This window comes from Phenylobacterium sp. LjRoot97 (genome assembly GCF_964254345.1).
Taxonomy (GTDB): domain Bacteria; phylum Pseudomonadota; class Alphaproteobacteria; order Caulobacterales; family Caulobacteraceae; genus Phenylobacterium.
Window position 1 is genome coordinate 852526 of the sequence record NZ_CAXUTH020000001.1, and the last position, 20847, is coordinate 873372.

At 70.3% G+C, this 20847-nt stretch carries 21 protein-coding genes; 6 read left to right on the forward strand and 15 right to left on the reverse strand.

The genetic code is table 11. The features are described 5' to 3' along the window. Window positions 1-2 precede the first annotated feature (2 nt). From ACSQ2H_RS04095 to ftsE, 3 genes are read right to left on the reverse strand one after another with little or no spacing between them, the layout of a single operon-like run. Window positions 3-614: a YdcF family protein gene (locus ACSQ2H_RS04095; protein WP_436060182.1), complete on the reverse strand. Its 612-nt coding sequence runs from the start codon at window positions 612-614 to the stop codon at window positions 3-5. After that, window positions 611-1498, reverse strand: coding sequence for a cell division protein FtsX (locus ACSQ2H_RS04100; protein ID WP_436060183.1), 888 nt, complete (start codon window positions 1496-1498; stop codon window positions 611-613). Before ACSQ2H_RS04100 ends, ACSQ2H_RS04095 begins: the two co-directional genes overlap by 4 nt. Continuing rightward, window positions 1495-2211 (reverse strand): cell division ATP-binding protein FtsE, encoded by a 717-nt coding sequence (gene ftsE, locus ACSQ2H_RS04105; protein WP_436060184.1) that lies wholly within the window; start codon window positions 2209-2211, stop codon window positions 1495-1497. Before ftsE ends, ACSQ2H_RS04100 begins: the two co-directional genes overlap by 4 nt. Before the next feature lie 56 nt (window positions 2212-2267). On the opposite strand from ftsE, the gene ACSQ2H_RS04110 reads away from it, so the two are divergent. Further along, the gene (locus ACSQ2H_RS04110; protein WP_436060185.1) at window positions 2268-3140 is read left to right on the forward strand and encodes a DUF3426 domain-containing protein; all 873 of its coding nucleotides are present in this window, start codon (window positions 2268-2270) and stop codon (window positions 3138-3140) included. Then, window positions 3133-3657 carry a phosphoribosyltransferase gene (locus tag ACSQ2H_RS04115; RefSeq protein WP_436060186.1) on the forward strand — a complete coding sequence of 175 codons (525 nt, stop codon included), beginning with the start codon at window positions 3133-3135 and terminating at the stop codon, window positions 3655-3657. Before ACSQ2H_RS04110 ends, ACSQ2H_RS04115 begins: the two co-directional genes overlap by 8 nt. On the opposite strand, the gene ACSQ2H_RS04120 is transcribed toward ACSQ2H_RS04115, so the two are convergent. The 4 genes from ACSQ2H_RS04120 to argH all read right to left on the reverse strand — a co-directional run bounded on the left by ACSQ2H_RS04120 (window position 3654) and on the right by argH (window position 8441). Then, window positions 3654-5384: an ATP-binding protein gene (locus ACSQ2H_RS04120; RefSeq protein WP_436060187.1), complete on the reverse strand. Its 1731-nt coding sequence runs from the start codon at window positions 5382-5384 to the stop codon at window positions 3654-3656. The two genes, ACSQ2H_RS04115 and ACSQ2H_RS04120, sit on opposite strands and share 4 nt — an antisense overlap. 68 nt (window positions 5385-5452) lie before the next feature. After that, window positions 5453-6736, reverse strand: coding sequence for a diaminopimelate decarboxylase (gene lysA / locus ACSQ2H_RS04125; RefSeq protein ID WP_436060188.1), 1284 nt, complete (start codon window positions 6734-6736; stop codon window positions 5453-5455). Then, entirely contained in the window at window positions 6733-7011 is a 279-nt protein-coding gene (locus ACSQ2H_RS04130; RefSeq protein ID WP_436060189.1) for a hypothetical protein, read from the reverse strand. Before ACSQ2H_RS04130 ends, lysA begins: the two co-directional genes overlap by 4 nt. Next, on the reverse strand, window positions 7011-8441 hold the full coding sequence (gene argH / locus ACSQ2H_RS04135; protein ID WP_436060190.1) for an argininosuccinate lyase: 1431 nt from the start codon (window positions 8439-8441) through the stop codon (window positions 7011-7013). The genes ACSQ2H_RS04130 and argH overlap by 1 nt, the downstream gene beginning before the upstream one ends. On the opposite strand from argH, the gene ACSQ2H_RS04140 reads away from it, so the two are divergent. Together ACSQ2H_RS04140 and ACSQ2H_RS04145 are read left to right on the forward strand one after the other, a co-directional pair. Continuing rightward, the gene (locus ACSQ2H_RS04140; RefSeq protein WP_436060191.1) at window positions 8442-9071 is read left to right on the forward strand and encodes a TlpA family protein disulfide reductase; all 630 of its coding nucleotides are present in this window, start codon (window positions 8442-8444) and stop codon (window positions 9069-9071) included. 188 nt (window positions 9072-9259) lie between these two features. Then, window positions 9260-9463 (forward strand): cold-shock protein, encoded by a 204-nt coding sequence (locus ACSQ2H_RS04145; RefSeq protein ID WP_436060192.1) that lies wholly within the window; start codon window positions 9260-9262, stop codon window positions 9461-9463. A gap of 62 nt (window positions 9464-9525) precedes the next feature. Here the strand turns inward: ACSQ2H_RS04145 and ACSQ2H_RS04150 are convergent, their stop codons facing one another. Further along, window positions 9526-9945 (reverse strand): helix-turn-helix domain-containing protein, encoded by a 420-nt coding sequence (locus ACSQ2H_RS04150; protein ID WP_436060193.1) that lies wholly within the window; start codon window positions 9943-9945, stop codon window positions 9526-9528. Window positions 9946-10517: 572 nt separating this feature from the next. On the opposite strand from ACSQ2H_RS04150, the gene ACSQ2H_RS04155 reads away from it, so the two are divergent. Beyond that, window positions 10518-11021, forward strand: coding sequence for a hypothetical protein (locus ACSQ2H_RS04155; RefSeq protein ID WP_436060194.1), 504 nt, complete (start codon window positions 10518-10520; stop codon window positions 11019-11021). Here the strand turns inward: ACSQ2H_RS04155 and ACSQ2H_RS04160 are convergent. From ACSQ2H_RS04160 to ACSQ2H_RS04170, 3 genes are read right to left on the reverse strand one after another with little or no spacing between them, the layout of a single operon-like run. After that, entirely contained in the window at window positions 11018-13315 is a 2298-nt protein-coding gene (locus ACSQ2H_RS04160) for a CHASE2 domain-containing protein (RefSeq protein WP_436060195.1), read from the reverse strand. The two genes, ACSQ2H_RS04155 and ACSQ2H_RS04160, sit on opposite strands and share 4 nt — an antisense overlap. Continuing rightward, window positions 13312-14616, reverse strand: coding sequence for a FecR domain-containing protein (locus tag ACSQ2H_RS04165; RefSeq protein WP_436060196.1), 1305 nt, complete (start codon window positions 14614-14616; stop codon window positions 13312-13314). The genes ACSQ2H_RS04160 and ACSQ2H_RS04165 overlap by 4 nt, the downstream gene beginning before the upstream one ends. After that, window positions 14613-15332, reverse strand: coding sequence for a response regulator transcription factor (locus ACSQ2H_RS04170; RefSeq protein ID WP_246370814.1), 720 nt, complete (start codon window positions 15330-15332; stop codon window positions 14613-14615). The genes ACSQ2H_RS04165 and ACSQ2H_RS04170 overlap by 4 nt, the downstream gene beginning before the upstream one ends. A 289-nt stretch (window positions 15333-15621) precedes the next feature. Here ACSQ2H_RS04170 and ACSQ2H_RS04175 point away from each other — a divergent pair, with 289 nt between their 5' ends. After that, window positions 15622-16071, forward strand: coding sequence for a hypothetical protein (locus ACSQ2H_RS04175; protein ID WP_436060197.1), 450 nt, complete (start codon window positions 15622-15624; stop codon window positions 16069-16071). A 23-nt stretch (window positions 16072-16094) separates the two neighbouring features. Here the strand turns inward: ACSQ2H_RS04175 and ACSQ2H_RS04180 are convergent, their stop codons facing one another. The 4 genes from ACSQ2H_RS04180 to ACSQ2H_RS04195 all read right to left on the reverse strand — a co-directional run bounded on the left by ACSQ2H_RS04180 (window position 16095) and on the right by ACSQ2H_RS04195 (window position 20797). Beyond that, window positions 16095-17369, reverse strand: coding sequence for a DUF1254 domain-containing protein (locus ACSQ2H_RS04180; RefSeq protein WP_436060198.1), 1275 nt, complete (start codon window positions 17367-17369; stop codon window positions 16095-16097). A gap of 113 nt (window positions 17370-17482) precedes the next feature. Continuing rightward, window positions 17483-18658: a class I SAM-dependent methyltransferase gene (locus tag ACSQ2H_RS04185; RefSeq protein ID WP_436060199.1), complete on the reverse strand. Its 1176-nt coding sequence runs from the start codon at window positions 18656-18658 to the stop codon at window positions 17483-17485. Between the two features lie 2 nt (window positions 18659-18660). Continuing rightward, complete coding sequence (gene galE, locus ACSQ2H_RS04190; RefSeq protein WP_436060200.1) at window positions 18661-19680, reverse strand: UDP-glucose 4-epimerase GalE; 1020 nt, start codon at window positions 19678-19680, stop codon at window positions 18661-18663. Then, window positions 19670-20797, reverse strand: a complete 1128-nt coding sequence (locus tag ACSQ2H_RS04195) for a glycosyltransferase family 4 protein (RefSeq protein WP_436060201.1) — start codon at window positions 20795-20797, stop codon at window positions 19670-19672. The genes galE and ACSQ2H_RS04195 overlap by 11 nt, the downstream gene beginning before the upstream one ends. Window positions 20798-20847 lie beyond the last annotated feature (50 nt).

Below are 20847 nucleotides of genomic sequence, written 5' to 3' on the forward strand. Positions count from 1 at the left end.
GGTCAGCCTTTCTTCGGCGCGTCGTTGCGGGGGCCAAGGCCCAACACGGCCTCGCGGCCCAGGATCGCCAGATACTTGCAGTACTCGGTCACCATCAACCGCGCAGCCCCGCTGGTGCGCCACCAGCGGCCGGCGGTCATCACCGAGGTGGCGACGGGAAAAGGGGTGAGGCGTTTGTCGGGCATGGCGCCGCGCAGCTCGAGCATGGCGCGCGGCATGTGGTAGTCGGCGGTGACCACGATCAGGCTGTCGAAGCGCATGGCCCGCGCCCACTCCTGGGTCTCCCGGGCGTTGCCGAGGGTGTTGGCGGCGTCGAAGCCGAGGTCGACGCAGCAGTCGTAGACCCGGCGCACGGCGCGGCTGACGACGCGGATGTCTTCGCGCGAGGCCTCGCGGCTGACGCCGGAGACCAGCATGCGGCGGGCCTTGCCGTCGGCGAGCAGCTCCATGGCCGCGCCGATGCGCTCGTTCGAGCCGGCGCCGGTCAGAGCGACGACGCCGTCGGCCGGTTGCGGCTGCGGCGCCGGGGTCGAGCGCTCGACGCGCTCGGCGAAGGCGAGCAGGCCGGCCGCCCAGATGACAGCGACGACGAGGAGGGCGGCGAGGCCTTTCACGCCAGCTCCCGGACCATGGCCTGGGCGGTGAAGCGCGCGGCCAGGGCGGCGACGCCGCCGGCCACCAGCGGCGCGGGCAGGACCGACAACAGATCGATCCAGGCGATCGGCAGCACCGGCGTCAAACCTTGGCCTCCACCCGCCAAACGCAACAGAGCCCCCATGATCGCCGCCCCGCCGGCTCCGAACAAGCCCGCCAGCGCCGCCATGCGCGCGAAGCGGGCCTGGAACAGGCGGGCGATGAAGCTGTCCTCGGCGCCCGAGAGGTGCAGCACCTCGACCACCTCGCGGCGGGCGGCGAGGCCGGCGCGGGTGGCGAAGGCGACCACTGCGGCGGCGGCCACGGCGATCAGCCCGAACACCGCCAGCCCGACCCAGCGGGCGGTGCGGGCCGAGCGCTGAATGTCGGCCATCCAGACGGAATGGTCGTCGACGACGGCGTCCAGCCCCTGGGCCTTCAGCGCCTGGTCGAGGGTGGCGGCGCTGGCCGGCCGCTCGCGGGTCAGCTGCACGGCGACCAGCCGCGGCACCGGCAGGTCCGAAAGGTCGGCGTCGCCGAGCCAGGGGGCGATCAGCGCCTCGGCCTTCTCGCGCTCGATGGCGCGGGCCTCGGCCACGCCGTCGACCCCGGCCAGGGTCTCGGCGGCGCGGGCGGCGGCGCCGTCGGGCGTCTCGTTGGCCTTGGGCCGCACGATGATCGTCGCCTGGCCTTCGAGCTGGTCGGTCCAGTCGCGGGCGGCGCGGTCGGCGGCGAGCACCGCAAGCAGGGTCAGGCAGGCCAGGAAGCAGAGCACCGCCACCACGAAGGTCAGCGAGCCGTCGCGGGCGTCGGACTCCGGCAGGAACGGGGCGGGCCGCCAGCGGGCGACGTCGAAGTCGCTCATCGGCGCGCTCCCTGCGCGACCAGCCGGCCGCGCTCCAGGTGCAGGACCGGCATGCCCGAGCGGGCGACCAGATCCTGGTCGTGGGTGGCGAAGAGCACGGTGGCGCCCAGGCGGTTCAGCTCGACGAACAGCTTGAGGATGCGCAGCGCCATCTCGGGATCGACATTGCCGGTCGGCTCGTCGGCCAGCAGGATCTCGGGGCGGTTGACGACGGCGCGGGCGATGGCCAGGCGCTGGCGCTCGCCGCCGGCCAGGGTCGCGGGCATGGCGTGCATGCGGTCCTTGAGGCCGACCCAGGCCAGCAGTTCGGCGACGTCGTCGCGATAGGTGTCGGGCTTGCGGCCCTCGATGCGCAGCGGCAGGGCGGTGTTGTCGAACACCGAGAGGTGATCGAGCAGCTTGAACTCCTGGTACACCACCCCGATCCGGCGGCGCAGGAAGGGTTGGGCCTCGCGCGCGATTGTGGAGACGTCCTGGCCGAACAGGTGCATGAGTCCCTTGGACGGCTTGGCCGCCAGGAACAGAAGCTTCAACAGCGAGGTCTTGCCCGCTCCCGAGGCGCCGGTCACGAAGTGGAAAGACCCCGGCTGCAGGGAGAAGGACAGGTCCTTCAAAGTCTCGGGGGCGCGACCATAGCGCATCGACACATCATCGAAGCGGACAACGGCGTGATCGGCGTCGGTGGCGCCTGTGGCGTTCGGGTTTCTGGACATGGAGACCGAAATCGGCGACCTCGGTGGAGGTTGCTGGAGCGTCCGATTCGGCTGTCATGATACTGACCTGTCCAGACTGCGCCACCAGCTATTTCGTGGACGATTCCAAGATCCCCACGGATGGCCGGTTGGTGAAGTGCGCCAGTTGCGGCGCGCGCTGGACTGCGACCCCCGCGGCCCCCGAAGCTTCGCTGGAGCTGGCGACCTCCGAGGAAGAGGGCGCGGTGGCGCGCGAGCCCGCGCCGGAGCCGGCCGCGGAGAAGCCGGTCCGTGACCTGAGCGGCGACGAGCTGCCGCGCGCGTTCAGGGCCAAGGCCGACACCGACCGGCGCGTGCGCGAGGCGGCGGCGACCGGCGTCATCTGGGCGGGCATGGCCGCGGCGCTGGTGTTGATGATCGCGCTGGGGATCATCTTCCGCGTCGACGTCGTGCGGCTGTGGCCGCGCACGGCCAGCGCCTATGCCGGCGTCGGCCTGCCGGTGAACACCCTGGGGCTGGTCATCGAAGGCGTGCGCTTCGAGCCGTCGCTGCAGGACGGACATGCGGCGCTGTCGGTCTCGGGCATGATCCGCAATATCGAGAACGAGCCGGTGGTGACCCCGCCGCTGCGCATCAGCCTGCTGGACGCCGAGGGCAAGGCGGTGGCGACCAAGATCGCCCGTCCGGCCGATGCGCGGATCCCGCCGGGCGAGACCCGCCACTTCGCGATCGCGCTGCTCGACCCGCCGGCGAGCGCCAAGGAGCTTGAGGTGGCGTTCGCGCCGCGCGAGCCGGTGAACCTAAACGTCAAGCAGGGCGATCCGGCCCCGGCCGCCGCCAAGCCGGCCGGCCCGGCCCTGCGTCCCGCCGCCGAACCGCCGGCCCTGGCGCCGGTCGAGGCTCAACCGCTGCCGCCGGGCAGCCCCGACGCACTGCCGACCCATGACTGACGCCCCGACCGTCCTTTTGACCGAGCAGGAGGTGGCCGGGCGCGTCGAGGCGCTGGCCCGCCAGATCGCGCCGGTGATCGACGACGAGACGGTGGCGGTCTGCCTGCTGACCGGCGGGCTGTGGTTCGCCTCGGACCTGACGCGGGCGCTGGCGCGGGCCGGGCGGTTCGTGCGTTTCGACGCGCTGTGGCTGGCCTCGTACGGCGACGAGCGCGCCAGTCTGGGACGTTGCGAGGTGCGGGCCGATCTGCAGCGGCCGCTGGCCGGACGCACGGCCCTGGTCATCGACGACGTCATCGACACCGGCCTGTCGCTGTCGGAGGCGCATCGGCTGGTGCGCGACGCCGGCGCCAGCCGGGTGCTGACCGCGGTGTTCGCCAGCAAGCCCTGGCCGACGCCACGGGCGATCGTCCCCGACTTCGTGGCCTGGGAGGCGCCCGCCCGGTTCCTGGTCGGCTACGGCATGGACGCCGCCGGCGCGCTGCGCGGCCTGCCCTACATCGGGGCGATGGACTAGGCGGCGCTGGCGGCCAGCACGGCCGCCTGGTCGGCGCGCGCGCACCAGGCCGCGACGGTGAACATCAGCTCGGCCGGCTGGATCGGCTTGGGGTGGACGTCGTCGAAGCCCTGGGCGATCAGCCGCTCGCACTCGTCGGACATGGCGTCGGCGGTGAGCGCCAGGACCGGCACGCCGCGCGGACCGGCCTCGCCGGCGCGGATGCGGCGCAGAGCCTCAATGCCGTCCATGCGCGGCATGTGGACGTCCATCAGCACGACGTCGAAGTGGGCCGCCCGCAGCAGGTCGAGGCCGTCGACCCCGTCGTCGGCCAGGCTGACCACGGCTCCGGCCGCTTCCAGGATGGCGCGCGCGACGGCCTGATTGACCTTGTTGTCGTCGACGACCAGCACCTGGCGGCCTTCGAGGCTGACGGTGTCGGGCGCGGCCTGCGTCGGCGCCGGCGCCGCACCGGCCGGCAACGGCAGCACGACCTTGAAGGTCGAGCCGGAGCCGGGCTCGCTCTCGACCGAGATCGAACCGCCCATCATCTCGGCCAGTTGGCGGCAGATGGAGAGGCCAAGCCCGGTGCCGCCATAGCGGCGGGTGGTGGAGACCTCGGCCTGGGAGAAGGCCTGGAACAGCTTTTCCTGCTGGTCGCGGCGCATGCCGACGCCGGTGTCGGTGACGACGATCTCGATGCCTTGCGGCGCGACGCCCGCGATGCGGACAGCGACCGAGCCCTGCTCGGTGAACTTGAGCGCGTTGGAGATCAGGTTCAGCAGGATCTGGCGCACGCGCACCGGATCGCCGACCAGCCAGGCCGGCGCATCGGCGTCGATGTCGAGCGAGAGCTCCAGCCCCTTCTGGCGGGCTGTCTCGCTCCACAGCAGGAAGGTCTGGCGGCCCATCTTCTCGAGATCGAAGCCGACGCTTTCGAGGTTCAGCTTGCCGGCCTCGATCTTGGAGAGGTCGAGGATGTCGTTGAGGATCGCCATCAGGCCGTCGCCCGACTGAACGATCATGTCGAGATAGTCGGCCTGTTGGCGGCTGAGCTTGGTGGCGGCCAGGGCGTGGGCCATGCCGAGCACGCCGTTCATCGGGGTGCGCAGCTCGTGGCTCATCATCGCCAGGAAGGCCGACTTGGCGCGGCTGGCCTCCTGGGCCTCGGCCTGGGCCTTTTCGAGCGCCAGGGCGTTGGCGCGCAAGGCCCGCGAGACGTTGACGAGGCTGATGCCGAACCCGGCCAGGGCGGCGACGACGACGCCGGCGCGCCAGCCGCTCACGCCGTCGACCTGCAGGGGCGCGATGACGATGGCCAGCAGCGGCCAGGGGATCATCACCAGGAAGATCGCGCGGCTGAGTGCGGCGTACTTCAGGGCGGCGATGACGATCCCGAACAGGATCACCAGCGCTGCGAACTTGGTCGGATCGGAGCCGAACGCCCAGCATCCGGCCGCGAGAGTCGACCAGGTGACGCTGAACATCAGCGCCGGCGCCATGCGGCGAAGCCGCGAGACCGGCAGGCCCTGCGCCTGACGCTTGTAGAAGTAGGCGTGCGTGGACCTGAGCAGGATTTCGAGGACGCCGGCCGCGGCCGCCCAGGCGGCGGCCGCATGCCAATCGAACTCAGCCCAGACGAGCGCGCCCATCAGCGCAGTAATCGTCAGACGACTGAAGGTGCTGCGCTTGCTCATCACAAGCGTCGCGCCGACCCGGCCGTCGTCCAGGATGTCTCTCAGCGCCACATGCCGCTCCCAATGCCTGCGACATTCTGGCAGGAGGGAGTTCAGGAATGGTTTAGCTCAGTGAAACCCTATTGCCACGGAGCCGGCGCTTCCCTGGCCAGCATGTCGTCGTAGGTCGGGCGCGGGCGCACGACCGCGTAGGCGCCGCCCTTGACCAGCACCTCGGGGACCAGCAGGCGGCTATTGTACTCGCTGGACATCACCGCGCCGTAGGCGCCGGCGCTGAGGAAGGCGACGAGGTCGCCGGCCCGCAGCGGCGGCAGGGACCGCTCACGCGTGAAGGTGTCGCCGGTCTCGCAGATCGGCCCGACCACGTCGTAGACCACCGGCTCGCCCGCGCGCGGGTGGACCGGGACGATCTCGTGATAGGCGTCGTACATCGCCGGTCGGATCAGGTCGTTCATCGCCGCGTCGAGGACGACGAACTTCTTCCCCTCCGGCCGCTCGTGGATGTGCTGCACGCGGGCCAGCAGGACGCCGGCGTTGGCCGCGATCATCCGGCCGGGCTCGAACGCGTAGCCGACGTCGAGGCCGTTCATGGTCTTGGCGATCATGCGGGCGTAGTCGGCCGGCGAGGGCGGCTCGGGCTGGTTGAAATACGGCACGCCGAGGCCGCCGCCGAGGTCCAGGCGCTTGACCGACAGACCCTCGCCGCGCAGGCGTTCGACAAGGCCGCGCATCTTGGCGAAGGCCTGGGCCATCGGCTCGAGGTCGGTGATCTGGCTGCCGATATGGCAGGTGACGCCCACGGGGTTGAGGCCCGCGTCGTTGGAGGCGTTGGCGTAGAGCCGCTCGGCCTCGGAGAACGAGACGCCGAACTTGTTGTCGGACTTGCCGGTCGAGATCTTGGCGTGACCGCCGGCCGAGACGTCCGGATTGACCCGGATGGCGATGGTCGCGCGAGTCCCCAGCGACTGGGCGACCTGGCTGGCCAAGCGCATTTCCGGCTCGGACTCGACGTTGATCTCGCCGACCCCGGCCTGGAGCGCGAAGGCGAGTTCGCCCTCGGTCTTGCCGACCCCTGAGAAGACGATCTTCTCGGGCGGGACGCCGGCGGCCAGGGCGCGGCGGACCTCGCCCTCGGAGACCGTGTCCGCGCCGGCGCCCAGCTTGGCCAGGGTGCGCAGCACGGCGAGGTTGGAGTTGGCCTTGACCGCGAAGGCGATCAGCGGATCGCCGCCGTCGTCGCCCTTGATGCCCTCGGCGACCAGGGCGTCGCGCAGCACGCTGTAGTGCCGCTCGAAGGTGGCGGTGGAATAGACATAGACCGGCGTGCCGACCGCCGAAGCGACGTCGGCCAGGGACACGCCCTCACAGAAGAGCTCGTCGCCCTTCAGCTCAAAATGATTCATCGCGGGTTCGCGTACGGGTCGGGCAGGGCGCCTTGCGGGGCGCTGGCGGTCGGGTTCTGGGCGGAGTCGATCGGCAGGGTGCGCGGCGGCGCGGGCCGGTCGTCGCGGGTGCGCGGGTCGACGGTGCGCACGGCGCGGGCCGGGTCGGCGCCGGCGTCGGCGCCCGAGCCCTTGCCGAACATCGGGCCGGGACGTTCGAGGTCGCCCATCTTGCCGCAGCCCGCCAGGGCGGCCGCGCCGATCAGGGCGATCGTGGCGAGGGGATGAAGGTTCATCAGAGCTTCTCCTTCCAACGCGCGATCTGGGCGCGGACCTGCTCCGGCGAGGTGCCGCCGTAGCTCATGCGGCTGGCGGCCGACGCTTGGGGCGTCAGCACGTCAAAGACAGCCGCGGTGATGCGCGGCTCGATGGCCTGCAGTTCGGCGAGCGGCAGGCCGGGCAGATCGACGCCCAGACCCTCGGCCTTCTTCACCGCGGCCCCGGTCACATGGTGAGCGTCGCGGAACGGCATGTCGAGGGTGCGCACCAGCCAGTCGGCCAGATCGGTGGCAGTCGAGAAACCAGCGCCGGCGGCGGCGGCCATGCGTTCGGCGTTCGGCTCCAGGTCGGCGACCATGCCGGCCATCGCGGCCAGCGACAGCTCCAGCGCGTCGAAGGCCTCGAAGGTCGGGACCTTGTCCTCCTGCATGTCCTTCGAATAGGTCAGCGGCAGGCCCTTCATGACCACGGTCAACTGGGTCAGCGAGCCGAGCACCCGGCCGACCTTGGCGCGGATCAGCTCGGCCGCGTCCGGGTTCTTCTTCTGGGGCATGATCGACGAGCCGGTGGTGAAGGCGTCGGTCAGCTTCACGAAGCCGAACTGCGGGGTCATCCAGATCACGATCTCTTCGGCCAGGCGCGACAGGTGGACGGCGCAGAGGCTGGCGGCCGACAGGCTTTCGATCGCAAAATCGCGGTCCGAGACGCTGTCCAGCGAGTTGGCGGTCGGGGCGGCGAAGCCCAGGGCCTGCGCGGTGGCGTGGCGGTCGATCGGGAACGGCGAGCCGGCGAGGGCGGCGGCGCCGAGCGGGCACTCGTTCATCCGCGCCCGGGCGTCGGCGAAGCGCGAGGCGTCGCGGCCGAACATCTCGACATAGGCCATCAGGTGGTGGCCGAAGGTCACCGGCTGGGCGGGCTGCAGGTGGGTGAAGCCCGGCATGAGGGTCGCCGCGTTCGGCTCGGCCTTGGCGACCAGGGCGCGCTGCAGCGCCTGGATCTGGTGGACCGTGCGGTCGCAGGCGTCGCGGACCCAGAGCCGGAAGTCGAGCGCGACCTGGTCGTTGCGCGAGCGGGCGGTGTGCAGCCGGCCGGCCGCCGGGCCGATCAGCTCGCGCAGCCGCGCCTCGACGTTCATGTGAATGTCTTCGTACTCGTCGCGGAACGGGAAGGTCCCGGCGGCGATTTCGGCCTCGATCGCCTGCAGGCCGCCCTGGATGGCGGCCTCGTCCTCGCTTGTAATCACGCCCTGCTTGAGCAACATCGCGGCGTGCGCACGGGAACCGGCCAGGTCCTGGGCCGCAAGCCGCTTGTCGAAGCCGATGGAGACGTTGATCGCCTGCATCAGTTCGGCCGGCTTGGACGAGAACCGTCCGCCCCACATGGCCTGGCCCCCGTCTTGGGGCGCTTGCGCCGCGCCGTCGGCGCCAGTCGAGGAAGAGTGCGTCATATGAACGAGAAGTCTGCCGAGAAAGCCGCTGGAGAACCCAAGGCGTTCCCGTTGAAATGGGTGCTTCGGGGCGTCGCCGTCGCCGGCGTCGCCGCGGTTGTCTACATCATCGCCCAGGCTTCCATAAACCCCCAGCGGGAAAGCGACCTGAAGTCTCTGGCCAAGGGCGAGATGGCCAAGTTCGTGACGCCGCTCGAAGCGACCTCGCCGCCGGCCACCAGCTTCCTGGACGCCAACGGCGCGCCCAAGCGCATAGCCGACTTCAAGGGGCAGGTGACGATCGTCAATCTGTGGGCCACCTGGTGCGGGCCGTGCGTGATCGAGATGCCGACCCTGGCCAAGCTGGCCGCCAGCTATGAGGGCAAGCCCGTCCAGGTGGTGGCGATCAGCGTCGATCGCCCGCAGGACGCCGACAAGGCCCGCGCCTTCATCGCCAAGCACGCGCCGCTGGCCTTCTATCACGACCCGAAGATGGCCCTGCCGTTTGCCTTCAAGCCGCCGGCGGCGGGCATGCCGACGACGGTGATCTATGGCGCCGACGGGGTCGAGCGCGGCCGGCTGGCCGGCGACGCCGACTGGTCGGGCAAGGACGCAAAGGCCCTGATCGACAAAGTCCTGGCGGAAAGTTGACCCGCGTTCTCTGTTGACCGCCCAGCCTGGCCGTGTGCAAAAATTTGGCCCGCAATCCGGACTTGGGCCTGCAGACGTTCATTCCCCCCGCCTTTGCGGACCGAACCAGCCTTCCCAGACTTGAGATTGTTGCGGGGCGCGCTGTGCGCGCGTCCTGTTTGGACGCTAGTCAGGGAGACGAAAGCGTTATGGCCACCGGGACGGTCAAGTGGTTCAACACCACCAAGGGTTACGGCTTCATCCAGCCGGATGATGGGGGCAAGGACGTCTTCGTCCACGTCTCCGCTGTCGAACGTGCGGGCCTGCGCGGCCTGGACGAGGGTCAGAAGCTGGAGTTCGTCGAGCGAGAGGAGCGCGGCAAGATCGCCGCGGTCGATCTCAAGCCGCTCTAGAAGCCAGATACTATAGAGACGCGACGACGAGCGCCGGTCCGAAAGGCCGGCGCTCGTTTCGTTTAGGCCACTTCTTTCTGGCGCGTCCGCTGGCCGGCCTCGGGGTCGGTCATCACCCGCAGCAGATTGACCAGGGAGGACCTGGCTTCCTGCGGCAGGCGTTCGAAGGCGCTCAGCAACTCCAGGGCGCCTGGCGTGCGCATCCGGCTGAGCAGGTCGACGTCGCCTTCGCCGGCCGGGGTGTCCAGAACGTCCATCAGGTCCACAACCCGGCATCGCAACGCGCGTGCAATCTGAACGAGCCGGGAGAACGAGATCCGGTTGGCGCCGTTCTCGTATTTCTGGATCTGCTGGAAACTTACGCCGCACTGCTCGGCAAGCGCTTCTTGCGACATGCCGATTGTCCTTCGCCGGATCCGGACCGCCGCGCCGAGCGCCACGTCCATGGGATCGGGAGTCTTGTTTGAAGGTTCAGCAGACATTGTGGTCTCCTCACCCAAAGGTCCGCCGGCGGAGTGAAGGCTCCGAGGATCGCCTTGGATTCCAAGGAAGTTAAGGCCCATAATTCTCCTTTGAAAAGAGTACTGTTGGCGCAATTGGCGACGACAGCCGAGCATGCTCAGCGAACGCGTTCTGCGGCTTTCGAGTACTCGCGCTCCGAAAGCTTTGTTCGGCGAATAAATCGGGGCGTGCAGGCGGCGGAAAGGCGAGATATCGGCCGATTTCGCCTCAGGATCGGCGCCTTGCGGCCTCAGTCTCGGTTGTGCTCGCGGGGCTGCGCGGGTTGAGCGCGTTCACGCGTCTCGGTGGATTTTTCGCCCTATGGCTGAGTTAAGCGACGATTTGAAGCGGAGCCTTAGATCGAGGCTCCGCTCCGGCGAGGTTGCAAATCCCACAATATCCGCAACTTGCGGACAGCTGTTGCTGGCGCCGCCCGCGGCTGCGACTTGAGCGGGAATTGGCGCGCGGGGAGCCTGCGCCGGGCGAGGCGGCCGCGTGATTTACTCGCCCGGTGAAATCGCCATACTCGGGGCATGTCCAAGTCTGGGTCGAGATGATTAGAGCCTCGGTCGCGTGCGTCGGCGCTTTGCTGCTGGCGGGTTGTGCTTCCAACAAGATCGACGTGGTCGAGAGCGGCGCGCGGCCGGACCTGCGGGTCCGCGGCCTGGCGTTGGCGCCCGACGACGTCGGCGGCCGACCGGTCGCCGAGAAGCTGCAGGCCGCGGGCCTGGCCGTGCGCGAGACTCCGGGCGACGGCTATATGATTGAACTGAGCTACAGCGAGCGGCCGCAGATGGTGGGCGCCTACGCCGGTCCCCGGCCGGCCGCCGACGCCGCGCCGGCCGCGTGGGTGGCGCCGCCGCAGGAGCGCCCGTGGTGGGCGCCGCGCAGCCGCCAGCTCTGCACGCTGACGGCGCGGGTCGTGGAGGCGGCTAGCGGCGCCGAGGCTTATCGCGTGCGCGCCAGCGTCAAGGGCCGCGCGCCTGACTGCGGCGAGGCCTCGGAGGGCCTGAACACCGCCGTGGCGGCGGCGCTGGCGCCCGTGCCGACGCCCTAGGCGCGCGCCAGCGGCAGGCGGACGGTAAAGCTGGAGCCCTGGCTGAGGGTGCTGGCGCAGTCGATGCGCCCGCCGTGCCGCTGAACCACCGCGTGGACGAAGGAGAGGCCCAGACCGACCCCGTCGATCCGCTCGCCGCCCTTGGGGCGGACGCGGTGGAAGCGCTTGAACAGGTTGTCGACCTGGGCCGGGGTCATGCCCTCGCCCTGGTCGGCGATGGTGCAGAACGCCGTTTCGCCCTCGACCCGCACCGCGCAGTCGACGCGGCCGCCCGGCGGCGAATACTTGATGGCGTTGTCGACGAGGTTGATCAGCGTCCGGGTCAGCAGCGCGCGGTCGCCTTCGACCAGGACCTCGCCGTCCGTCTCGGCCGCGACGACGCTCACCTGGCGGGCCGAGGACTGCGGCCAGAGGTCGTCGACCGCGTCCAGCAGCACGTCGCCGAGATCGAGCACCTCGACGGCATAGGCGTCGGCCTCGGCGCGGGCCAGGTTCACGAAGTTGTCGGCCAGCGACAGGGTGCGCCGCGCATAACCGGCGATGCGGTCGGCGACCGGGGCGGCGACGGCGGCCTTGGCCTCGGAGCTGCCGAGCAGGGTCAGGATCGAGACCTGCGGCGAGCGCATGTCGTGGGTCAGCAGTTCGAGGATGTGTTCGCGCTGGCGGCCGGCGTCCTTGAGGGCGGTGACGTCGGTGAAGCGGACGATCCAGCCGACCTGGGCGCCGCCGGCCTCGCTGAGCGAGGTGCGGCGGATGGCGAAGCTGCGGCCGTCGGGGACCGACAGCTCGACGTCGGCGGCCTCGGCGGCGATGTCGAGGGCCGGCGCCTCCGTCGAGAGGCCGGCGATGAGGTCGGCGACGGGGCGATCGACCGGGTCGCCGCCGAACAGGGCCTCGGCCTCGCGGTTGGCGATCAGCACCTGGCCGTCGAGGCCGGTGACCAGGGTGGCGTCGGGCAGGCCCTGCAGGGTGTCGAGCACCTGGCGACGCAGGTCGCGGGCGCGGTCGATGGCGGCGTGCATCAGCGCCACCTGGCGGTCGATGACGTCGGTCGGCGGGCCGCCGCGGCGCTGGGCGAGGGCCGAAAGCAGGTCGGGCTCCTGGGAGAAGGCGCGCAGCTCCTGCAGCATGTAGGCGCTGGTCGCCTCCAGCCGCCGCCAGCTCCACAGCGGATAGACCAGCAACAGACCGGCCAGGGCGGCGGTGGGCGGGGCCCAGACCTGGGCCTGGAGCAGCAGCACCGCGCTGGCGACGATGGTCGCGGCCAGCAGGCCGCCGCCGAGCAGCAGGTTGGCGCGCGGCCGCAGCAGCAGGAAGCCGGCCAGCGCCAGGACCAGCGGGGTCAGCGAGAAGGCCAGCAACTGGCCGGGGCCGGCCGGGGCGATGGCGCGCCCGGTCAGCAGGGTGTCGAGCAGGTTCGCCTGCAGCTCGATGCCGGACATGATCTCGGTGTGGTGCGAGAGCGGCGTGGCGTAGCGGTCGCCGAGGCCGTCGGCCGTGGCGCCGACCAGGACCAGCTTGTCCTTCAGAAAGTCGGCCGGCGTGGCGCCGTTGACGACGTCGACGAAGGAGACGGTGCGGAAATGGCCGGGCGGGCCGGCGAACGAAATCAGCAGCGGCTCTTCCCGGATCAGCGGGGCGCGGGCCGGGCCCGGCGCCGCGCCGGCGCTGGCGGGAGGCGCGGCGCCTTCGGCGGCGGCCTGCATGAAGGCCATCAGGTGCGGCCAGGCGCGGGGCCCGTCGCGCTCGAGCATGTAGGTGCGGCGGATGACGCCGTCGCTGTCGAAGTCCACATTGACTTGGCCAAGGCCGGCGGCGCCGGCGGCCAGCGGCGCGATCGGCGCGAGCACTTCGAAGGGCGCGCCGTTCGGCCCGGGAACGTCGAAGGTCAGCGGCAGGAAGACCGGCGGCCCGGCGGTCAGCGCCCCGGCCAGGGCCGCGTCGGCGCCGGGCGTCGGGTCGGGCTCGACCAGCAGCACGTCGTAGGCGACGGCGCGCGGGCCGTAGCCGGCCAGGGTTTCAAGCAGCGCCTGGTGGCGGGCGCGCGGCCACGGCCAGCGGCCGAGCTCGGCGATGCTGCGGTTGTCGATGGCGACGACGACGATGTCCTCGTGCGGCGCGCGCACGCCCCAGCCCGAGACGGTGTCGAAAACCACGTTGTCGGCGCGCTCGGTCGCCCGGGTCAGCACCAGGACCGCGACCAGGGCCGAGACCGCCAGCGCCACCAGCGCCCACTCGGCGATCACCCGCCGGCGCGCGGACCAGGCCGCAGGCTTGCCGGCGCGCGGGCTCAACGGCCGATTTCGAACCGCTCGAGGGGCGTCCATTTCTCGTAGTAGCCCCCGCCCGCGAAGGTCCGCGACATCACGCGCCAGTTGTACACGCCGGGCGCCAGGTCGGTGACGGTCAATTCCTGCAGGGTCAGGCCGGCCTCGTCGACGACGGGCGCGTCTGCGCCCTCGCGCAGGAGCTGGAGCCGGTAGGTGCGCTCGCCGGCGCCGCCGGCCTGCCAGCGGAACTTGTAGCGTCGCACGCCGCCGTCGCGCGAGGCGATGGGCGTGTCGGCGCGCAGGGTGTTGAGGCGCCGCTGGAAGGCGTAGGTGGCGGGCAGGCCGAGCAGGCCGTTGTCGTCCAGCGCCGTCAGCCGCAGAAAGTAAACGCCGTCCGGCAGGTCGCCGAGCGCCACCGTCTGGCCGTCTGCGGCGGTCTCCTCGAGCACCTCGACGAAGCCGGCGTCCATGGCCAGGCGCACGTGGTAGCCGCGGGTCGCGGCCGGCGCGGCGATCTGGAAGCGCACCGCCTGCTCGTCCTGCACCTTGCCCGGCTCAGCGAGGGCCGGCGCCGGCGCAAGGACGATCGGATCGGAGACGCCGTCGGCGGTGGCGACCGCGCCATGGGCGGCGGAGACGTCGGCGCCGTCGTGATCGGCGCTGACCGCGACCAGACCCTCGAGGACCTCGGTGCTGGCCCGGCCGGCCTGTTCGTCATAGGCGACGCGGAATTCGGTGCCGCGCACGGCGGAGACCGACATCGGCGTACGCACGGTGTAGCTGTCGCGAGGATCGCGCAGCGGGGTGACGTCGGATTCCAGCCGCCCGCCCTGGACCTGCAGGTCGCGGCGGACGACCCCGGTCATCTCGACGAGCGTCATCTTGCCCAGCCGCACCCGGCTCTGCGAAGGCAGCGACAGGTGCGTGCCGTCAGGCAGGTCGAGACGCAGGAAGGCGTTGGGCCCGGTGGCGACGACCGCGCCCTCCTTGAGCATCATGCCGGTGGAGACCGGCAGGGTGCGGCCGCCGGCGGTGACGGTGACCGCCCCGCGGAAGCCGGCGACGCGGGCCTCGATCGGGGTGACCTGCAGGAGGCGCGCCGGCACCTTGAGCTGGCTGCCGACCTTCAGCCGGCGCGGATCGGCGATGCGGTTCAGGCGCTGGACGGCGCGGTAGTCGCCGCCGGCGAAGTAGCGTCGGCCCAGTTCGTAGAGCGTGTCGCCCGGCTGGACGACGTAGCGTTCGACCGGCTCGGCCGCGAGGGCGGGCGCCACGGCGAGCGCGTGCAGCGCCAGGCCGGCGACCGCCGCCGATTTCCAGATCATTCCGCCGCCTCTTCCGGAGCCTCTTCGGTCAGCCGTTCCAGCCGGTAACCGTAGCTGTAGACCGGCGCCAGGCGGTAGCCGTTCTGCGGGCGCAACTCCAGCTTGGAGCGGATGCGCGAGATGTGCATGTCGAGCGTGCGGGTCGGCAGGTCGGGGTTGCGGCCCCAGATCGCCTCGAGAATGTGGCCGCGCGACAGCGCCCGGTGGACGTTGCGGAACATCAGCAGCGCCAGGCCGAACTCCTTGGCGGTCAGCGGCACCGGCTCGCCGTTGCGGGTGACCTGCTCGGCCGGGAGATTGAAGCGGTACTCGCCATGGGTCTCGATCCCGCCGGTGGCGCGATCGGGATAGCTGCGGCGGAGCAGGGCGTTGACGCGGGCCAGCAGGACGCCCGACTGCACCGGCTTGACCACATAATCGTCGGCGCCGCCGTTCAGGCCGGCGACGACGTCGGCTTCGGCCGAGCGGCTGGTCAGCAGCAGGATCGGCGGGCAGGGCGTCAGGTTCTTGTGCGCCCATGCGACCACGTCCAGCCCGCTCATGTCGGGCAGGTTCCAGTCGAGCACAAGCAGGTCAAAGGTTTCCCGACGCAGCGCCGCGATCAGCGGCGTGGCCAAATGAAAACACTGACAGTTATGCCCGCCGCTCACCAACAGGCGAGCGATCGCCTCTCTCTGGGCGTCGTCGTCTTCCAACGCCGCAATTCTCATACGCATGCTCGATCGAGATCGTCATCGACGCCGCAAATGATCAGCGCCACATAGAGAACTACAGCCATGGTCCGGCTTGGGCCGGTAAACAAGTGTAAATGCGCCGGAAGTTTACACCTGTCGGCCAGGGTCCTGGACTACCCATGGGGCGAGTTTCGTCTACCCCTGTGTGTTTCCATGAGTATCGCCGCCTATATCGCCGGCCTGTCGTTCGTCTGGCTTTTCATGGTTTTGTCGCTGGGATTCGCCCTCAAGCGGTGTCTCGCCAGCGGCCCTCCGGCGGACAAGCCCTGACGTGGCGGCGTTCGTGGACACGCCCTATCTGGGCCTCTCGCAGCAGGACCAGCTGACCTACTGGCTGCTGCGGCTGAGCGAGTCGCTGCATCGCCTCAACGAGGGCCTGCTGTGGGCCGGCGCTTCCCCCGGGGAGCTCGGCCGCCTGATGACCGCGCCGCAGTTCCAGGCCAGCGCGTTGGCCATGGACGTCGCCCACGCGTCGCGGGCGATGCGTCGCTTCGCCGACCTGATGTTCGTGTCGGACCCGGACGGCGCGCCCGACAACGACCGTTCGATCTGGGAAGATCTGATGTTGGCGCTGCGCGTGCTGCTGGCGACCTGCGCCGAAAACAGCGAGCTATGGGTGGTCGACCCGGACGAGACGCTCAACCCGGTCCTGACCCGCGAACTGCGGACCACGGTCTACGCGGTCGAGCGCCTCTGCGGCCACTTCGAGCGGGTGCACTAGGGCCCCCCACTCACGACGAACGTCTAGGCGGCGGTCACCGGCGGCAGGCGATAGTCGCCTTCGAGCATCGCCGCCTTGGGCAGGTAGGCGCGCATGAAGAGAGCAAACGGGCCATCGGGGGCCGGCAGCCAGTTGCTCTCGCGTCCCTCGCCCGGATGGGCGTGGCCGATCCAGATGTCGAGCGAACCGTCCTCATTGTAGGTCAGGCCCGAGGTGCGGTCGCCGATCGCGTAGCGGTCGATCGGGTTGTCGGTGAAGAAGAACTGCCCCTCGGGCGTCGCCTCGTAGAGGCTGAGCGACCAGAAGCTGTCCACCGCCGGCAGGCGGTCGGCCGGGAAATGCAGGCGCCAGGACTTGGCGCCGTCATAGAGCCCGCGGCTCTCGCCCTTGCCGCGCATGTACATCGCTTCGACTGGCGGCAAGGCCGCGAGGCCGGCCAGCGCGACCGCGGCCCGGTAGCCGTAGCTCTGGCCGAAGTCGCCGAGGTCGGAGCGCGGATAGGACCAGCCGTCGACCCAGTTCACGCCGCCGATGCCGGAGGTGCGGATCATGGTCCGGCCCTGGGCGATGCCGGCCTCGATGGCCGCCGCCTCGTCGGCGCTGAAGCGCGAAGCGTCGAACGCGCCGCCGCCGAGGCCGAGCACGGCGATCCGGCGCAGCAGCGCCAGATCGGTGACCGGCGGCGGATTGGCGACCAGCAGGGCGTCGAGGCTGGCGAAGTACTCGTTCCACGGCGCGCTGCGGCGGGCGTAGACGGGCGCGGCCGAGGCGGGCGGTCCCTGCAGCGAGATGCCGGCCTGGACGGCGCGGGCGGCCTCCAGGTCGAACGGACCGTCGACCAGGATGCGGGCCAGGGCCCAGACGTGGTTGGTCGGCGAGCGCAGGGTGTTGGGGCCCTCGCTGGTGTCCTGCGGGCCGATCAGGCGAAAGGTCACGGCGTCCGGACCGGTGGTGCGGGTGCCGAGGATCGCGAAGTTGTTGGTGTAGGCGTCCATCAAGGCCAGCGAGAGATAGCGCTCGCCCGAGGCCGGCAGCGAAATCGTCACCGGGCCTTCGCTGAGGTCGATCTGGGCGCTGGTGTAGAGGGTGTCGTTATTGGGCGTGGTGACCGCCCGCATCTTGTGATTGGCCAGGTTGCGCATGTGGCCGAAGGTGTTCAGCGATCCGCCGAAGCCGACGCTGCTGCCACGAGTGGCGGCGATCTCGATGAGCGGCAGACCATAGATCCAGGCCTCGCAGGCGGCCTCGCGCAGACGGTCGAGTTCGCTGGCCGGCGAGGAAGCTTGGGCGCCTGACATCGATGGAATCTCCCTGGCCGCATGGTGTTTGAAGCGGCGGCCCTGCGGCTGGGCGACCGGGCCGCGCAACCTGCCCGCGGCGGCCAAGCCTGGCAATGTGCGGAAGCGGGCTGCTAGACTTTGCGCAGCCAGAAGGACGCGCCGTAGAGGTTCAAACCCTCAAGCGGACCGCCCCGGAACAGGCCGGCGGCGTGATCGGACAGCGCCGGGTCCTGGCCCGCGTACCAGGCCGGGAACAGGATCTCGAACGCGCCCGAACCGAACAGCAGCGCCGCGGCCAGCAGGTATTGCTCGTTCCAGAGCCGCTCGACGTGGCCGCCGATGTAATCGTCTGGGAGGTAGATGTCGTGGATCTGGACGATCACGCCTGGCTTCAGGCGCGGCAGGATATCGAGGAAGAAGGCGGTGACGTCCGAGCCCTGGAAGGCGCGGTGCGACGAGTCCAGGAAGAAGACGTCGCCAGGGTCGAGCACGTCGAACATCGCCGGATCGCATGTCTCGAGCGGCTTGCGCAGGACCTGATCGCAGATCCCGTCGATCTCGTTGCGCGGCTGGGGGTCTATGGAGATCAGCTTGGTCCGCAGGCCGTAGCGGCGCACGGCGCGGCGCGCGAACTTGGTCGAGACGCCCGACCCGACCTCGACGAAGCGGTTGGGGTTGGACTGGCGCAGCATGCTGGTCAGGATCATGCCGTCGAGGGGCGGGAACCAGCCGTTCATCCAGAACGGTTCGGTGGAGTCGTAGTGGCCGTTCCAGGCGATGTCGGCGAAGTCGGCCTGGATCTCGGCGACAGCTGCGAACTGCTGGAGGTAGTTGTCGCGCCGCGAGTCGATGAGCTCCATCAGACGCGGGTGCGAGGGGCGTCCGGCGCCGTAGCGCACCACGGCGCGATACGGATAGTCCGAGAGCTTGAACTCGTGCACCGCCCGCTCGGTGGCGAAGGCGATATCGGCCGGCGGCGGCGTGGGCGGCCCGTGCACGGCGCGGCCGTAGGCCTTGGCCGCCTCGTCGTCGGCGCCCATCCGATGCAGGGCGGCGGCCAGGTCGCCCCAGGCCTTGGGCGGGGTGTCGGGATCGGCGGTGGCCTGGCGCAGGAGCTCGACGCCTTCGTCGCGTCGGCCGAGCTTGAAGAGCGTCACGCCCAGGAACCGCTGGGCGTGCGGATGCTCGGGGGTCTCGGCCAGCATCTGGCGGAAGATCTGCTCGGCGTGATGCAGGAAGTGCTCGCGGAGCCGCAAGATCCCCAGTTGCAGCAGACGCTCCAACCTGGGGGGATCTGGCTCAGACATGCTCAGGCTCTACGCCGATCCAGTTCCTGCTCCCAGCGCAGGGCGTCGGCGACGATGACCGACAGTTCGTCGTAGCGCGGCCGCCAGGCGAATTCGGTGCGGATGCGCGCATTGTCGGCGATGACCGAGCCGAGATCGCCGGGGCGGCGGCCGCCGATGACATAGGGGATCTGGCGGCCGGCCGCGGCGCTGACCGCGCCGACCACGTCGAGCACCGAATGACCGCGGCCGTATCCGCAGTTGAGCACGTGGCTGACGCCCGGCTCGTCGAACAGACGCTGGAGGGCGAGGATGTGCACGGCGGCCAGGTCGCTGACGTGGATGTAGTCGCGCACGCCGGTGCCGTCGTGGGTGGCGAAGTCGTCGCCGTGGACGATGAGCGCGTCGCGCTTGCCGACCGCCACCTCGACCGCGGCCTTCATCAGGTGGGTCGCGCCGATGCCCGACGGACCGGCCCGGCCAAGAGCGTCCGCGCCGGCGACATTGAAGTAGCGCAGCGCGCAATAGTTGAAGTCCGCCTTCGCGGCGGCGACGTCGGCCAGCATCCGCTCGGTCATGAGCTTGGAACGGCCGTAGGGGGTCTCGGGTTCGACCCGATCGCGCTCGGTCACCGGCCGTTCGGGCGTCACGCCATAGACGGCGGCGGTCGACGAGAAGACGAAGTGGCGGATGCCCTCGCCGATCACGCTCTCCAGCAGCGCGCGGCTGGCCGCGGTGTTGTTGCGATAATACTTGAGCGGGTCGGAGACCGACTCCGGCGCGACCGTGGACCCGGCGAAGTGCAGCACCCCGGCGACGCCGTGTTCGCGAAGCGTGCGGCGGACCAGCGCGTCGTCGTCGATGGCGCCCTCGACGAAGGTCGCGCGCGGATCGACAGCCCAGCGGAAGCCGGTGACCAGGTTGTCGATGACGACGGTCGGATAACCGGCGTCGAGCAGTTCCAGGACCGCGTGGCTGCCGATGTAGCCGGCGCCGCCGCTGACCAGGATGGCGGGCTTGGCCCGACCGGCCTCAATCGCCATTGACCTTCCTCCCCAGGGCGCGGATCTCCGCCTCGACCGTCGCGCCCCAGACGTTCCAGCGCAGACGGTTCTCGAACGCCGCGCGGGCCGCGCGGGTCATGGCCAGATAGCGGGGCTCGTCGGCCCAGATCTCTCGGATGCCGTTCACGTAGTCCTGGACCTCGGCGTCGGCCGCGAACAGCAGGCCGTTGGAGCCGTTCTGGACGATGGCGCTGACCCCGCCGGTGTCGCGGGCGACCGATGGCAGACCGAAGGCGCAGGCCTCGCAGTAGACCAGTCCGAAGGCCTCCTGCTGGCTGGGCATGAACAGGAAGGACGACGTGCGGAACAGGTTCTCCAGCTGCGCCGCCTGTTCGGGGTCGGTCTTGCTGAGATGCCCGTGATGGACCACTCCGGCGACGCCGAAAGTCTCGGCGGGCTTGCAGCCGACGATGTGCAGTTCCGCGTCGCCGATGTGCCGGCGCAACTCGCGGAACACCTGCAGCACCAGGGCGCCGCCCTTGCGCGGCCAGTCATAGCCGACGAACAGGAGCTTCAGCTTGTCGCCTTGGGACGCGCGGGTGTAGGCGGCCGGTTCGACGTCGAAGTTCGCGCCCAGCGGGGCCACGCCGAACCGCTCGGTCGGGACGTCGTAGTACTCGGCCGCCGACCGCGCCGCCCAGTCGGAGGTCAGCATGATCGGCTGGTTGCGATTGATCAGGTGCCGCTGCAGCGCGTTGCCGATGCGCCGGCTGCGCCCGTTGAGCGGCCGATACTTCGGATAGTAGTCGACCAGCGGGCCGAACAGGGCGTCGGCGACATGCAGCACCGGCCACTTGGGATCGATGTAGGCGACCTTGTGGGCCGCGCCGATCGAGATCACCGCGTCGGCGTCGGTTTCGGTCAGCCGCTTGTCGAGCCAGTGGCCGAAGGCGCGGGTGACCACGGGCTCGCGCGACACCAGCACGCCGATCGCCGCCAGGCTGGAGGCGTAGCGCAGGCTCTCATCGAGTCGCGGGGTGTCGATGACGGTGAGGTCGTTGAAGCGCCGGCTCAATTCGCGCAGCGCGTAATAGGGAATGCCGCTCCAAGAGGAGCGGTTGAAAGGACTTCCCAGCGAGACAAAGGCGATACGCACAATGACTCCCGCTCACCAGCACATTGGCTCTAGGCCGAAGGCGATCAAAG